The sequence below is a fragment of the Streptomyces sp. NPDC058646 genome (genome assembly GCF_042716875.1).
Lineage (GTDB): Bacteria > Actinomycetota > Actinomycetes > Streptomycetales > Streptomycetaceae > Streptomyces.
The window spans coordinates 1-13954 of sequence record NZ_JBHXRK010000046.1; the positions used below are offsets into that span (position 1 = coordinate 1).

A 13954-nucleotide genomic window follows, 5' to 3' on the forward strand; every position below is an offset into this window, starting at 1 on the left:
TGGGGGGGTGGGGTCCCCGGGCGGGGGGGGGGGCGGCCGGGGGGGGGGGGGGGGCGTGCGCCCCACCGCCCCCCCCGGGGGGGGGGGGGGGGCGGGGCCGGGCCCCCCCCCCCCCACCGCGGTGGAGCGGAACGCGGATCAGGTCAGAGGGCGAGCGCCTGAGCGCGGCGCTTCACCTCCGTGCCGCGATTCTCGCTCAGCGCCTGCGCGGGGGTGCCCGGCAGGGTCGGATCGGCCGTGAAGAGCCACTCCAGGATCTCCTCGTCGGAGAAGCCGTCGTCGCGCAGCACGGTCAGCAGGCCCACGAGCCCCTTGACGACCTTGTCGCCGTCGATGAAGGGGGCCGGCACCTGCAGGGAACGGTTCTCGCCCCGGCGTACGGCGATCAGCTGCCCTTCCTTGACCATCTGGCGGACCCGGGTCACCTCGACGTCGAGCTTCTCCGCGATGTCGGGGAGGTACAGCCAGTCGGGGACGAGGGCATCGATCTTTGCGTCAATCTCGGTCACGGGCACAAGCCTGCCATCTCGGCTCCGCCGCCGGTACCGGAGCGACCCGTCCGGGGGCTCCGGCCGGTCCCGGGGGCCCGGCCGGACCGACCCTCTCCAGGGGCCCCTCCGTGCGGTGGCCGGGGAAGTTCGAGCGGCGGGTCCGGGCGGAGCCCAGGGAACGGGGGAACGGCGGGGCGGGGAGAACCTCGGCGCCGCGGCCCCTCCCCCGGCCACCACCGGCCTCCACCGAGCCGTCACACCGTGGCCGATTTGAGCGGGGTCCCCGGGTCGCGGACCTTCGCCGGGTCGACGGGGACGCCCGCCTCGATCAGCCTGCGGCCCTGCGCCAGGTCGCGGGGGCGGCCGACGGACAGGACCGCGGCCAGGGCGCCCGCGCGCAGCCAGCACACGGACCAGGTGGGCCCGGCCGGGTCGCCCCTCCAGAGCAGCGTGTCCGCGCCGCCGTGGTGTCCGGCGTACTGCACGAAGCGCCCGAACTGCTCGGACCAGAAGTACGGAACCGGGTCGTAGACCGCGGCCGCCGCCTCCCCCGCCAGGATGTTCGCCGCGACCGTCCGCGGGCCCTGGAGCGCGTTGTCCCAGTGGTGCACGAGCAGCCGCGTGCCGTAGCGGGCCGACGGGAAGGAGGCGCAGTCGCCGACCGCGTACACGCCGGGCAGGGAGGTGCGCAGGTGTGCGTCCGCGGTGACGGAGCCGTCGGGGCCGAGTTCCACACCGGTCCCGGCCAGCCATGCGGTGGCAGGGCGGGCTCCGATGCCGACCACGACCGCGCCGGCCGGCAGCGCCCGGCCGTCCGCGAGCAGCACCCGGCCCTCCTCGATCCCGGCGACCTTCGCGCCGGTGATCAGCCCGGCGCCGGCCTCCGCGTACCAGCGGCCCATCGGCGCGGCGACCTCCGCGGGCAGCGCCCCCGCCAGGACCCGGTCCGCGGCCTCGACGACGGTCACCTCGCAGCCCGCCTCCCGGGCCGCGGTCGCGAACTCGGCTCCGATCCAGCCCGCCCCGACCACCACCGTGCGGGGGGCCGCCGCCAGCACCGGCCGCAGCCGCGCCGCGTCGTCGAGCGTGCGCAGCAGGTGCACGCCCGGGACGCCCTCGGTGCCGGGCAGGGTCAGGGGCTGCGCGCCCGTCGCCAGGACGAGGACCCCGTACGGGACCGGTCCCGCCTCGGTGTCCAGCTCGCGTGCGGCGGCCCGCAGTCCGGTGACCTCCGTCCCGAGCCGGAGCGCGATGCCGAGCCCCTCGAAGTCCACGTCGAAGGCCGAGCCCTCGGCCTTGCCCAGCAGGACCGCCTTGGAGAGCGGGGGCCTGTCGTAGGGCTGGTGGGGTTCGGCGCCCAGCAGGGTCACGGGGCCCTCGAACCCCTGCTCCCGCAGGGCGACGGCCGTCTGCACTCCGGCCATTCCGGCGCCGACGATCACGACGCCGTTCTGAGTCTCTTCCGTCAGCTCGTTCACCCGGCCACCCTAATCACCTGACGTATCGTCAGGAATAGGTGCCGCCTTACCCGCCGTCCACGGCGGGGTTAGTCTGGCCACCGTACCTATCGCGGGAGTCCGGGCGCACCGGGCTGAGAGGGAGGCTGGCCGGCCTCCGACCGTACGAACCTGATCCGGGTCATGCCGGCGAAGGGAGGGGCTGGACGCCCATGCACTCATCTCGAACGAGAGAAGGATCCGACGTCCTCGTCATCGGGGGCGGGATCATCGGCCTCGTCACGGCCTGGCAGGCGGCCCGGCGCGGGCTGCGCACCGTGCTCGCCGACCCGGCCCCCGGCGGCGGCGCCGCCCAGGTCGCGGCCGGCATGCTCGCCCCCGTCACGGAGCTGCACTACGGCGAGGAGGCCCTGCTCGAACTGGGCCTCGCCTCCGCCGCGCGCTATCCGGAGTTCGCCGCCGAGCTCGCCGGGGCCAGTGGCGGCCTGGACATCGGCTACCGCGCCTGCGGCACCCTCGCCGTCGCCCTCGACTCCGACGACCGCCTCCACCTGCGCGAACTGCACGCCCTCCAGCGCCGCTGCGGCCTGGAGTCGCAGTGGCTCACCGGCCGCGAGTGCCGCCGCCTGGAGCCGATGCTGGCCCCCGGCGTACGCGGCGGGCTGCGCGTCGACGGCGACCACCAGGTCGACCCGCGCCGGCTCTCGGCGGCCCTGCTGGCCGCCTGCGAGCGGTCCGGGGTGGTGATCCACCGGGCGCGGGCGGAGCGGCTGCTGGTCACCGCCGACCGGGCGGCGGGCGCGGTCCTCGACGGCGGCAGGGAGCTGCCCGCCGACCAGGTGGTGCTGGCGGCGGGCTCCCTGAGCGGCCGGCTGGCGGGCGTGCCGCCGCAGGCCGTGGCCCCCGTACGGCCGGTCAAGGGGCAGGTCCTGAGGCTGTCCGTGCCGGCGGCGTACGCGCCGTTCCTGTCGCGGACCGTGCGGGCGGTCGTGCGCGGCAGTCACGTCTACCTGGTCCCGCGCGAGAACGGCGAACTCGTCGTCGGGGCCACCAGCGAGGAACTCGGCTGGGACACGACGGTCACCGCGGGCGGGGTCTACGAACTCCTGCGCGACGCCCACGAACTGGTGCCCGGCATCACCGAACTCCCCCTCACCGAGACCCGGGCGGGACTGCGCCCCGGCTCGCCCGACAACGCCCCGCTGCTCGGCCCGACCGAGCTGCCGGGCCTGCACCTGGCCACCGGCCACTACCGCAACGGGGTGCTGCTGACCCCGCTCACCGGCGAGGTGATGGCGGAGCTGCTGACGAGCGGCGAACTGCCCGCCATCGCCCGCCCCTTCGCCCCCCGCCGGTTCTCCGCCGCACGTCAGGAGTCGTACGCATGACCATCTCCGTCAACGGCGAGCCGCGCGAGATCGCGGCCGGCACCACGCTCGACGCGGTGGTCGCCACCCTGACCGCCGCGTCCTCCGGGGTCGCCGCCGCGCTCAACGAGACCGTGGTCCCGCGCGGGCAGTGGCCCGCGACCCCGGTCGGTGACGGCGACCGGGTCGAGATCCTCACCGCGGTCCAGGGGGGCTGACCATGACCTTCCAGACCTTCCCGGGCGAGGACCCCTTCGTCCTCGGCGGCCGGACCTTCTCCTCGCGCCTGATCATGGGCACGGGCGGGGCCCCGAGCCTGGACGTCCTCGAACGCGCCCTCGTCGCCTCCGGCACCGAACTCACGACGGTGGCGATGCGGCGCCTGGACCCTTCCGTCCAGGGGTCGGTCCTGTCCGTCCTGTCGAAGCTGGACATCACCGTCCTGCCGAACACCGCGGGCTGCTTCACCGCCGGCGAAGCCGTCCTGACCGCCCGGCTGGCCCGGGAGGCCCTCGGTACGGACTGGGTGAAGCTGGAGGTCGTCGCGGACGAGCGGACCCTGCTGCCCGACGGTGTCGAGCTGCTGGACGCCGCCGAGATCCTGGTGGACGACGGGTTCACGGTGCTCCCGTACACCAACGACGACCCCGTGCTCGCCCGGAAGCTGGAGGACGTGGGCTGCGCGGCGATCATGCCGCTGGGCTCCCCGATCGGCTCCGGGATGGGGATCCGCAACCCGCACAACTTCGAGCTGATCGCGGAGCGGGCCGGGGTGCCGGTGATCCTGGACGCGGGGGCCGGTACGGCGTCGGACGCGGCGCTGGCGATGGAGCTGGGGTGCGCGGCGGTGATGCTGGCCTCCGCCGTGACCCGGGCGCAGGAGCCGGTGCTCATGGCCGCGGCCATGCGGGACGCCGTGGCGGCGGGGCGCCTGGCGCGGCGGGCGGGGCGGATCCCGCAGCGCCGGTTCGCCGAGGCCTCGTCCCCTGCCGAGGGCCGCGCCGTCCTGGACCCGGAACGCCCGGCCTTCTGACCCGGGGCTCCGCCCCGGACCCCGCCGGCGTGTGCGGCGCGGGGGTCCGGGGGCCGGTCCGCAGCCGGACGGCGACCTCGGCACGTCACAGGTGCGCTGCAAGGGGAACCGGCCCGGCCGGAGCCGCGCCACGCCCTCGTAGAATCGCCCGGTGGATACGACCCTGGATGACCCCCTCGTCGGGCGCGTGCTCGACGGCCGCTACCGCGTCGACGCCCGCATCGCGGCCGGCGGCATGGCCACGGTCTACCGGGCCGTCGACACCCGCCTCGACCGCGTCCTCGCCCTGAAGGTGATGCACCCGGTGCTCGCCGCGGACGCCGCCTTCGTGGACCGGTTCATCCGCGAGGCCAAGTCCGTGGCCCGGCTCGCCCACCCCAACGTGGTGGCCGTCTTCGACCAGGGCACGGACGGCCCGTACGTCTACCTGGCCATGGAGTACGTCTCCGGCTGCACCCTGCGCGACGTGCTCCGCGAGCGCGGCGCGCTCCAGCCACGGGCCGCCCTCGACATCCTCGAACCGGTGCTCGCCGCCCTCGGCGCCGCCCACCGGGCGGGCTTCGTCCACCGGGACATGAAGCCCGAGAACGTCCTGATCGGCGACGACGGCCGGGTGAAGGTCGCCGACTTCGGCCTCGTCCGGTCCGTGGACTCGGTCACCCACACCACCGGATCGGTCCTCGGCACCGTCTCCTACCTGGCCCCCGAGCAGATCGAGAACGGCATCACCGACACCCGGGTGGACGTCTACGCCTGCGGTGTCGTCCTCTACGAGATGCTCACCGGCGCCAAGCCGCACAAGGGCGGCAACCCCGCCCAGGTGATCTACCAGCACCTGAACGAGGACGTGCCGCCGCCTTCGGCCGCCGTCCCCGGGCTCCCCGCCGCCCTGGACGAACTGGTCCTGCACGCCACCGCCCGCAACCCCGAGCTGCGGCCCTCCGACGCCGCCTCCCTGCTCGGCCTGGCCCTGGAGGCCCGGGCGCGGCTCAGCGACGCCGAGCTGGACGCCGTACCGCCGCAGGCGCACGCCGGGGAGCGGACCGCCGCCGAGGACCGCACCAGCGTGATCCCCCGCCCGGTCGCCGCGCAGCCGGACGTGCACCACACCTCCCGGCTGCAGAGCCCGGCGCCGCCCGCCCCGCACCGGCCGCGGCGGGAGCGGCCCTCCCGCCGGGGCACCCTCCTGGTCGTCGCGGGCCTCCTGCTCGCCCTCGGCCTGGGCACCGGCGTCTGGTACATCAACTCCGGCCAGTTCACCAAGGTCCCCAACCTGCTCGGCAAGACCGAGGAGCAGGCCAAGGCCCAGCTGTCCGCCGCCGGCCTGGGCGTGAAGCGGATCGACCGGAAGTTCAGCAGCTCCTTCGACCGCGGGACGGTGATGAACACCGATCCCCCCGGCGGCAAGCGCATCCGCGGCAACGGCGCGGTGACGGTCACCGTCTCCCGCGGCCCCGAGGTCGTGGCCGTGCCCAACCTCAAGGGGCGGCCGCTGGAGGAGGCGAAGGCCGAGCTCACGGGCGCGGGGCTGGCGCCCGGTGTCGTCACGCAGGCGTTCAGCCAGGACGTCGCCCAGGGCTCGGTGATCAGCTCCGACCCCGCGGGCGGGGAGAAGCGGGCCCCCGACACGGCCGTGGCCCTGGTGGTCAGCAAGGGCCGCCCGGTGCCGGTGCCGAGCGTGGCCGGGGTCGCGGTCGAGCAGGCGCGCGCCACCCTGGAGGGCCTCGGCCTGAAGGTGGCGACCGCACCGGAGCAGGTCAACTCCCCTTCCCCGGCCGGTACGGTGGCGAACCAGTCGGTCGGCGCGGGCACCCAGGCGGCGGCCGGGGACACCGTCACGCTGACGGTGTCCAAGGGGCCCCGCCAGCTGCCGGTGCCGGACGTGACGGGCCAGGAGGCGGACGCGGCCCGCAAGGCGCTGGAGGGTGCAGGCTTCAAGGTGAAGGTGGAGAAGCCGTTCCTCTCCTTCAGCAACACCGTGGAGAGCCAGTCCGTGACGGCCGGCCAGACCGCCCCCGAGGGCAGCACGATCACCATCAAGATCAAGGGACTGTAGGGGTACGTGGAACAGCAGGAGCAGGTGGAACGGGCGGCGGGTGCCGCACGCAACCCCGTGGGCGGGCACATACCCGTCGCCGGCGGGCTCGCCTCGGTGGGGCTGACGTACGCGCGGGAGCTGGGCGCCGAGGCCGTGCAGGTCTTCGTCGCCAATCCGCGCGGCTGGGCCACCCCGGTCGGCAACCCGGCCCAGGACGAACGGTTCCGCACGGAGTGCGCGGCCGGGGCGATCCCGGCGTACGTGCACGCGCCGTACCTGATCAACTTCGGCTCGCACACCGAGGCGACCGTCGAGAAGTCGGTGGAGTCCCTGCGCCACTCCTTGCGCCGCGGCCGGGAGATCGGCGCGCTGGGGGTGGTCGTCCACACCGGCTCGGCGACCGGCGGGCGCCCCCGCGAGGAGGCGTACGCGCAGGTCAGGGAGCACATGCTGCCGCTGCTGGACGAGCTGACGCACGAGGACGACCCGTTCCTGCTGCTGGAGTCCACGGCGGGGCAGGGGTCCTCGCTGTGCTCGCGGACCTGGGACTTCGGCCCGTACTTCGATGCGCTCGACCACCACCCCAAGCTGGGCATCTGCCTGGACACCTGCCACATCTTCGCGGCCGGGCACGACCTGGCCGAGCCGGGCGGGGCGAAGCAGACCCTGGACCTGCTGGTGGACACGGTGGGCGAGGGCCGGCTCAAGCTGGTCCATGCGAACGACTCCAAGGAGGGGGTCGGCGCGCACAAGGACCGGCACGCGAACATCGGTCAGGGCCACATCGGCCGGGACGCCTTCGCCGAGCTGTTCACGCACCCGGCGATGGACGGCGTATCGCTGGTCATCGAGACGCCCGGCGGGAAGGAAGGGCACGCGGCGGACATCGCGCTGCTGAAGGAGCTGCGCGTCTTCCGGTGACCCGCCGGGGAATACCGCCGGAGTCGGCCTCCGTACCGCCGTCCGGGTGGCGCCGCCCGCCGACACCCTGTCCATCGCCGTCATGGAGCTGATCGACCGTGATCACCCCGGTCGGCAAGTGGATGACCGGCCGCGGCAGGGGCCACGCGGTGGTCCACCGGTACCACGGGTGAACCGGGCGCCGGGTCAGAGTTCGGGGCCGTCCCCCGGCCCCTCCTGGTAGGAGTAGCGCTGCTCGCGCCAGGGGTCGCCGATGTTGTGGTAGCCGCGCTCCTCCCAGAAGCCGCGGCGGTCGGCGGTCATGTACTCGACGCCGCGGACCCACTTGGGGCCCTTCCAGGCGTACAGGTGCGGGACCACCAGCCGCAGCGGGAACCCGTGTTCGGCGGTGAGCGGTTCACCGCCCTGGTGGGTGGCGAAGACGGTGCGCTCGGCGGAGAAGTCGGCCAGCCGCATGTTGGAGCTGAAGCCGTACTCGGCCCACACCATCACGTGCGTCACCTGGGGGGCCGGCGGGGCGAGGGCGAGGACGGTACGGGCGAGCACACCGCCCCATTCGGCGCCCAGCATGCTGAACTTCGTCACGCAGTGCAGGTCCGCCACGACCGAGTCGAAGGGCAGGGCCCCGAACTCGTCGTGGTTCCAGCAGTGCTTCTCGCCGTCGGCCGTCGCGCCGAAGACGCGGAACTCCCAGCGGTCCGGCTTGAACTTGGGTACAGGCCCGTAATGGGTGACCGGCCAGCCTCGCTGCAACCGCTGCCCCGGGGGAAGCTCCAGCTGTCCTGCTCCCGGAGATTCCCGGCTTTCCGGCTGACCCATGACTCCATGGTGACAGACTGGGCAGGGTGGTCATGACCAGGTCTGAACCGATTCGGGCAAGTCGCGGTAACTCCCACTAAGGAGGCACTTACTGGACGGCCTCCGGCGGCGGTGCGAGGATGCGCGCAACTGCCCCGTCACTTAGCTGACATTGCCTGGAAGGAGCCTCTGCGATGCAGGGCGACCCCGAGGTCCTTGAGTTTCTGAACGAGCAGCTGACCGGTGAGCTGACGGCCATCAACCAGTACTGGCTGCACTACCGCATCCAGGACAACAAGGGCTGGACCAAGCTCGCCAAGTACACGCGTGAAGAATCCATCGACGAGATGAAGCACGCGGACAAGATCACCGAGCGCATCCTGATGCTCGACGGCCTGCCGAACTACCAGCGCCTCTTCCACGTGCGGGTCGGGCAGACCATCACGGAGATGTTCCAGGCCGACCGCCAGGTGGAGGTCGAGGCCATCGACCGGCTCAAGCGCGGCATCGAGGTCATGCGCGGCAAGGGCGACATCACCTCCGCGCGGCTCTTCGAGGACATCCTCGAGGACGAGGAGCACCACATCGACTACCTCGACACCCAGCTGGAACTCATCGAGTCCCTGGGCGAGGCGCTGTACATCGCGCAGCTGATCGAGCAGCCGAGCTGACGAGCGGCTGCGGAGCTGCGGGGCCTGCGGTGACCTAAGCCGCTTCCGCGAGCTCGGGCGAGGGCGCCGGCGTCACGTCGGCGGCGAGCACGGCCGCCGCACTGCCCTTCTCCAGCAGTTCCCGGCGGGGGCACGCACCGCGGCCGAGTATGCCCTGGATGGTGCGCACGCAGGAGCCGCAGTCGGTCCCCGCCTTGGTCTCGGAGGCGATCTGGCGGGGGGTGCAGGCCCCGGCAGCCGCGTGGTCCTTGACCTGCTTGTCGGTGATCCCGAAACACGAGCAGACGTACACGCGGTTCACCTCCCTGGCAGGAACGGTTCGGCGAGCCATCCCCTATTCGGTGAGGCTTACCTAACCGTACCCAAACTTAGGCAACCCTAAAAGCCCCCGATACGACGATGGGGCGCGGATCACATCGATCCGCGCCCCATCGTCGTACGAAGGTACCTACTGATCCCTACTGGTCCCGGTACATCTCCGCGACCAGGAAGGCCAGGTCCAGGGACTGGCTGCGGTTGAGCCGCGGGTCGCAGGCCGTCTCGTAGCGCTGGTGCAGGTCGTCGACGAAGATCTCGTCGCCGCCGCCCACGCACTCGGTGACGTCGTCACCGGTGAGCTCGACGTGGATGCCGCCCGGGTGGGTGCCCAGGGCCTTGTGGACCTCGAAGAAGCCCTTGACCTCGTCGAGCACGTCGTCGAAACGGCGCGTCTTGTGGCCGGAGGCCGCCTCGAAGGTGTTGCCGTGCATCGGGTCGGTGACCCAGGCCACGGTGGCACCGGAGGCGGTGACCTTCTCGACCAGCTCGGGGAGCTTGTCGCGGACCTTGTCGGCGCCCATGCGGACGACGAAGGTCAGCCGGCCCGGCTCGCGCTCCGGGTCCAGGCGGTCGATGTACGTCAGTGCCTCGTCCACCGTGGTGGTGGGGCCGAGCTTGATCCCGACCGGGTTGGCGATCTGCGAGCAGAACTCGATGTGCGCGTGGTCCAGCTGGCGGGTGCGCTCACCGATCCAGACCATGTGTCCGGAGGTGTCGTACAGCTTGCCGGTCCGCGAGTCGGTGCGGGTCAGGGCGCCCTCGTAGTCGAGCAGCAGCGCCTCGTGCGAGGCGTAGAACTCGACGGCCTTGAACTCGGCCGGGTCGGTGCCGCAGGCCTTCATGAAGTTCAGCGCGTTGTCGATCTCGCGGGCCAGCTGCTCGTAGCGCTGACCGGACGGGGACGACTTCACGAAGTCCTGGTTCCAGGCGTGCACCTGGCGCAGGTCGGCGTAACCACCGGTGGTGAACGCGCGCACCAGGTTGAGGGTGGAGGCGGAGGCGTTGTACATCCGCTTCAGCCGCTCGGGGTCCGGGATCCGGGCCTCTTCGGTGAAGGCGAAGCCGTTGACGGAGTCGCCGCGGTAGGTCGGCAGGGTCACGCCGTCGCGGGTCTCGGTGTCCTTGGAGCGCGGCTTGGAGTACTGGCCGGCGATGCGGCCGACCTTCACGACCGGCACGGAGGCCGCGTACGTGAGGACGGCACTCATCTGGAGCAGCGTCTTCAGCTTGGCTCGGATGTGCTCGGCGGACACGCCGTCGAAGGCCTCGGCACAGTCGCCGCCCTGCAGGAGGAACGCCTCGCCCTTGGCGACGGCTCCCAGACGGGCGCGCAGCTGGTCGCACTCACCCGCGAAGACGAGGGGAGGATACGACTCGAGGTCCGCGACGACAGCGCGCAGGGCCTCGGCATCGGGGTACGAAGGCTGCTGCGCCGCGGGAAGGTCTCGCCAGGTCGCCTTGGCGGCGGGGGCTTGGGTTTCAGCGTTCACGGTCACCTCGTACACATTACGGCGTCTCACGGCCCGTCCAGCCGGGCGCCCACAACGTGAGACAGATATCTCCGAACCGGATCCCACGGGGTGGAATTGGTGATTCCGGACATGTGCGGGGGCGGATCCGCCGCCCGCTCCCGCCGGGGTGGGCTAGGGTCCCTCCCATGTACGCGCACACGAACAAGAACTGGTGGTGGCCCGCTTCCGGCGGCCCGCTCCTCGTGCGTACCTGAAGACACGACCGACGCGAAGGCCGCCCCGAGGGGCGGCCTTTCCGCGTTCCACGCACGGACCCGGGCCGCTCCTCCCACCGTAAGGAAGCCCGCCCCATGTCCGTGCCCACGCCCACGCCCACGCCCGCTCCCGTGCCCGCGCCCACCGGCACTCCCTCCGCCCCGGCCTCGGTGCTCGGCCGGCTCCTCGGCGACACCTGCCCCCCGTTCGCCCTGCTCCGCCGCCGGACCCCGGGGCGCGACCACGACACCGTCGAGGTGCTCCTCGGCACGGTCCACGAGGCCGAGCGCCTCGCCGACCTGCCCGTCGGGGAGCGGCCCGCCCTCGCCCTCGTCCCCTTCCGGCAGATCCGGGAGCGCGGCTTCGACGTCCGCGACGACGGCACGCCGCTGAGCGTGCTGGTCGCCGAGGAGACGTACGAGATCCCCGTCCAGGAGACGCTGGCCGGGCTCCCCGCGCACGAGGTCCGGGTGGAGGGCGGCGCCTTCGACGTCTCCGACGAGCAGTACGCGGCCACCGTCGAGCGCGTGGTCCGGGACGAGATCGGCCGCGGGGAGGGGGCGAACTTCGTGATCCGGCGGACCTACGGGGGCCGCATCGACGGCTTCTGCCGCGCCGACGCCCTGGCCCTGTTCCGGCGGCTGCTGGAGGCCGAGCGGGGCGCGTACTGGACGTACGTCGTCCACACCGGCGTGCGCACGCTGGTCGGGGCCAGCCCCGAGGTGCACGTGCGGATGTCCGGCGGCACGGTCGTGATGAACCCGATCAGCGGCACCTACCGCTATCCCGCGACGGGGCCGACGGCCGAGTCCCTGCTCGCCTTCCTGGGCGACCGCAAGGAGACCGAGGAGCTGTCGATGGTGGTCGACGAGGAACTCAAGATGATGTGCACCGTCGGCGACCGGGGCGGGGTCGTCGTCGGCCCCAGGCTGAAGGAGATGTCCCACCTCGCCCACACCGAGTACGAGCTGCGCGGCCGCTCCTCGCTCGACGTGCGCGAGGTGCTGCGCGAGACGATGTTCGCGGCGACGGTCACCGGCTCGCCCGTGCAGAACGCCTGCCGGGTGATCGAGCGGTACGAGCCGCTCGGGCGGGACGGCGTGGGCCGCGGCTACTACGCGGGCGCACTGGCCCTGCTGGGCCTGGACGCCGCCGGGCTGCAGACGCTGGACTCCCCCATCCTGATCCGCACCGCCGACATCGCCGCGGACGGCGCCCTGCGGTTGCCCGTGGGCGCCACCCTCGTACGGCACTCCGATCCGGCGGGCGAGGTGGCGGAGACCCATGCCAAGGCCGCCGGAGTACTGGCGGCCCTCGGCGTCCGGCCGGCCGCGCCGCGCCCGGCCCCCGCGGGGGCCCGGCCGGCGGACGACCCGCGGGTGCGGGCCGCCCTGGAGGCCCGGCGGGCGGACCTGGCCCCCTTCTGGCTCCGGATGCAGGAGCGGCCGGCCGCGCCGGGCGGCCACGCGCTGGTGGTGGACTGCGAGGACACCTTCACCGCGATGCTGGCGCACGTCCTGCGCGTCGGGGCTCCGGGGGCGGCCGGGCTGGAGGTGACCGTACGCCGTTACGACGACCCGGGGCTGCGGGCGGCGGCCCTGGCCTGGGAGGGCCCGGTCCTCCTGGGCCCCGGCCCGGGGAACCCGGCGGACGCGGACGGCCCGAAGATGCGGATGCTGCGCGGGCTGGCTGCGGAGCTGCTGGCCGGGCACCGGTACGGCCTGCTCGGGGTCTGCCTGGGCCACGAGCTGCTGGCGGCCGGGCTGGGGCTCCCGCTGGTCCGCAAGGCCGAGCCGGCGCAGGGGGCGCAGACCCGCATCGACCTGTTCGGGGCGGAGGAGGTCGTCGGCTTCTACAACACGTACACCGCGCGCTGCGACGCCGCCGCGGCCGCCCGCCTCGCCGCGGCCGGGGTGGAGGTGTCCCGCGACCCCGCGACGGGCGAGGTCCACGCCCTGCGGTCGGCCGCCGGTTTCGCAGGGGTGCAGTTCCACCCGGAGTCGGTGCTCACCCTGCGGGGCGCGGAACTGCTGCACGGCCTGCTGGCCGGGGTGTCGGCCCCCGTGTCGGCGGCGGCCCGGGCGACGGGTCAGACGAGCGCGGGCACCAGGGTGTTCTCGGAGCGGCGGCCGGCCAGGTAGTCGGCGACGTTGGCGACGGTGGTGTCGATGATCTGGCCCACCGCGTCACTCGTGTAGTAGGCCTGGTGCGAGGTCACCACCACGTGCGGGAAGGTGACCAGCCGGGCCAGGGTGTCGTCCTCGACGGCCTCCAGGGACTTGTCCAGGAAGAACACCCCCGCCTCCGCCTCGTACACGTCGAGGCCGACCCCGGTGAACCGGCCCGCCCGCAGCTCGGTGACCAGTGCCTCGGTGTCGATCAGCCCGCCGCGGCTGGAGTTGACCAGGATCGCGTCGTCCCGCATCAGCCGCAGGGCCGCCGAGTCCACGAGGTGGTGGGTGGAGTCCAGCAGCGGGACGTGCAGGCTGACCAGGTCCGAGGAGGCGAACAGCTCCTCCTTGGACACGTACTCCATGCCGAGTTCCACGCATGCCGGATTCTGCGCCGCGTCCCAGCCCAGCAGCTTCATGCCGAAGCCGTGTGCGATCCGGGTGAAGGCCTCGCCGATCCTGCCGGTGCCGAGCACGCCCACCGTGCGGCCTCGCATGTCCCGGCCCATCAGCCCGTTCAGGCGGAAGTCGAAGTCCCGGGTCCGGTTCGATGCGCGGACGATGCGCCGGTTCACGGCCATCGCCAGGGTCCACGCGAATTCCGCCACCGAGTAGGGCGAGTAGGAGGAGACCCGGCTGACGGTCACGCCCAGCTGCCGGGCCACGTCCAGGTCGATGTTGTTGAAGCCGGTGGAGCGCTGGGCGATCATCTTCGTCCCGCCGGCCGCCAGGGAGCGCAGCACCCGGCCGCCCAGGTCCGCGTTCACGCTGGAGGAGACGATCTCGTACCCGGCCGCGATGGGGGCGGTGTCCTCGCTGAGGAAGACCTCCAGGCAGCGGATCGCGTGCTGCCCCGCGAAGGCCCGCTCCAGCAGGGGCTTCTCGTCCGCGGTCACACCGAAGGCCAGGATCTCCACGTCTGCTCCTGAACGTCGAACCATGGGTCGTTCGTCACGATACGA

General features: G+C 73.1%; 13 protein-coding genes and 1 riboswitch. Of the genes, 7 read left to right on the top strand and 6 right to left on the bottom strand.

All coding sequences use genetic code 11. The annotated features are described in order from the left end of the window. Window positions 1-143: 143 nt before the first annotated feature. Both ACFWUZ_RS34010 and ACFWUZ_RS34015 read right to left on the bottom strand, forming a co-directional pair. Entirely contained in the window at window positions 144-509 is a 366-nt protein-coding gene (locus ACFWUZ_RS34010) for an Rv2175c family DNA-binding protein (protein ID WP_384381628.1), read from the bottom strand. A gap of 236 nt (window positions 510-745) precedes the next feature. Further along, window positions 746-1915 (bottom strand): NAD(P)/FAD-dependent oxidoreductase, encoded by a 1170-nt coding sequence (locus ACFWUZ_RS34015; protein ID WP_384381671.1) that lies wholly within the window; start codon window positions 1913-1915, stop codon window positions 746-748. A 135-nt stretch (window positions 1916-2050) separates the two neighbouring features. Continuing rightward, window positions 2051-2163, top strand: a riboswitch (TPP riboswitch). Between ACFWUZ_RS34015 and thiO the strand changes: the two genes are divergently transcribed. The 5 genes from thiO to ACFWUZ_RS34040 all read left to right on the top strand — a co-directional run bounded on the left by thiO (window position 2161) and on the right by ACFWUZ_RS34040 (window position 7307). Next, window positions 2161-3336 (top strand): glycine oxidase ThiO, encoded by a 1176-nt coding sequence (thiO, locus tag ACFWUZ_RS34020; RefSeq protein ID WP_384381630.1) that lies wholly within the window; start codon window positions 2161-2163, stop codon window positions 3334-3336. (Overlaps the previous riboswitch by 3 nt.) Beyond that, window positions 3333-3533 (top strand): sulfur carrier protein ThiS, encoded by a 201-nt coding sequence (gene thiS, locus ACFWUZ_RS34025; protein WP_384381632.1) that lies wholly within the window; start codon window positions 3333-3335, stop codon window positions 3531-3533. Before thiO ends, thiS begins: the two co-directional genes overlap by 4 nt. Before the next feature lie 2 nt (window positions 3534-3535). Continuing rightward, entirely contained in the window at window positions 3536-4348 is an 813-nt protein-coding gene (locus ACFWUZ_RS34030) for a thiazole synthase (RefSeq protein WP_384381634.1), read from the top strand. A 151-nt stretch (window positions 4349-4499) separates the two neighbouring features. Further along, entirely contained in the window at window positions 4500-6404 is a 1905-nt protein-coding gene (gene pknB / locus ACFWUZ_RS34035; protein WP_384381636.1) for a Stk1 family PASTA domain-containing Ser/Thr kinase, read from the top strand. Between the two features lie 6 nt (window positions 6405-6410). Continuing rightward, the gene (locus tag ACFWUZ_RS34040; protein WP_384381638.1) at window positions 6411-7307 is read left to right on the top strand and encodes a deoxyribonuclease IV; all 897 of its coding nucleotides are present in this window, start codon (window positions 6411-6413) and stop codon (window positions 7305-7307) included. Between the two features lie 186 nt (window positions 7308-7493). Here the strand turns inward: ACFWUZ_RS34040 and ACFWUZ_RS34045 are convergent, their stop codons facing one another. Further along, window positions 7494-8126: a sulfite oxidase-like oxidoreductase gene (locus tag ACFWUZ_RS34045; RefSeq protein WP_384381640.1), complete on the bottom strand. Its 633-nt coding sequence runs from the start codon at window positions 8124-8126 to the stop codon at window positions 7494-7496. A 173-nt stretch (window positions 8127-8299) separates the two neighbouring features. Here ACFWUZ_RS34045 and bfr point away from each other — a divergent pair, with 173 nt between their 5' ends. Further along, on the top strand, window positions 8300-8776 hold the full coding sequence (gene bfr / locus ACFWUZ_RS34050) for a bacterioferritin (protein WP_031153026.1): 477 nt from the start codon (window positions 8300-8302) through the stop codon (window positions 8774-8776). 34 nt (window positions 8777-8810) lie between these two features. Here bfr and ACFWUZ_RS34055 read toward each other — a convergent pair whose 3' ends face one another. Together ACFWUZ_RS34055 and ACFWUZ_RS34060 are read right to left on the bottom strand one after the other, a co-directional pair. Then, the gene (locus ACFWUZ_RS34055) at window positions 8811-9107 is read right to left on the bottom strand and encodes a bacterioferritin-associated ferredoxin (protein ID WP_384381643.1); all 297 of its coding nucleotides are present in this window, start codon (window positions 9105-9107) and stop codon (window positions 8811-8813) included. 127 nt (window positions 9108-9234) lie between these two features. Continuing rightward, the gene (locus ACFWUZ_RS34060) at window positions 9235-10590 is read right to left on the bottom strand and encodes a class II 3-deoxy-7-phosphoheptulonate synthase (RefSeq protein WP_384381645.1); all 1356 of its coding nucleotides are present in this window, start codon (window positions 10588-10590) and stop codon (window positions 9235-9237) included. Between the two features lie 326 nt (window positions 10591-10916). On the opposite strand from ACFWUZ_RS34060, the gene ACFWUZ_RS34065 reads away from it, so the two are divergent. Beyond that, window positions 10917-12962: an anthranilate synthase family protein gene (locus ACFWUZ_RS34065; protein ID WP_384381647.1), complete on the top strand. Its 2046-nt coding sequence runs from the start codon at window positions 10917-10919 to the stop codon at window positions 12960-12962. Here the strand turns inward: ACFWUZ_RS34065 and ACFWUZ_RS34070 are convergent. Continuing rightward, window positions 12911-13909, bottom strand: coding sequence for a 2-hydroxyacid dehydrogenase (locus tag ACFWUZ_RS34070; RefSeq protein ID WP_384381673.1), 999 nt, complete (start codon window positions 13907-13909; stop codon window positions 12911-12913). The genes ACFWUZ_RS34065 and ACFWUZ_RS34070 overlap by 52 nt on opposite strands. Window positions 13910-13954 lie beyond the last annotated feature (45 nt).

Coding starts and splice junctions, on each gene's coding strand:
- ACFWUZ_RS34015 (WP_384381671.1), bottom strand. CDS start 1,915: ATGGCCGGAGTGCAGACGGCCGTCGCCCTGCGGGAGCAGGGGTTCGAG.
- thiO (WP_384381630.1), top strand. CDS start 2,161: ATGCACTCATCTCGAACGAGAGAAGGATCCGACGTCCTCGTCATCGGG.
- thiS (WP_384381632.1), top strand. CDS start 3,333: ATGACCATCTCCGTCAACGGCGAGCCGCGCGAGATCGCGGCCGGCACC.
- ACFWUZ_RS34030 (WP_384381634.1), top strand. CDS start 3,536: ATGACCTTCCAGACCTTCCCGGGCGAGGACCCCTTCGTCCTCGGCGGC.
- ACFWUZ_RS34045 (WP_384381640.1), bottom strand. CDS start 8,126: ATGGGTCAGCCGGAAAGCCGGGAATCTCCGGGAGCAGGACAGCTGGAG.
- bfr (WP_031153026.1), top strand. CDS start 8,300: ATGCAGGGCGACCCCGAGGTCCTTGAGTTTCTGAACGAGCAGCTGACC.
- ACFWUZ_RS34055 (WP_384381643.1), bottom strand. CDS start 9,107: ATGGCTCGCCGAACCGTTCCTGCCAGGGAGGTGAACCGCGTGTACGTC.
- ACFWUZ_RS34065 (WP_384381647.1), top strand. CDS start 10,917: ATGTCCGTGCCCACGCCCACGCCCACGCCCGCTCCCGTGCCCGCGCCC.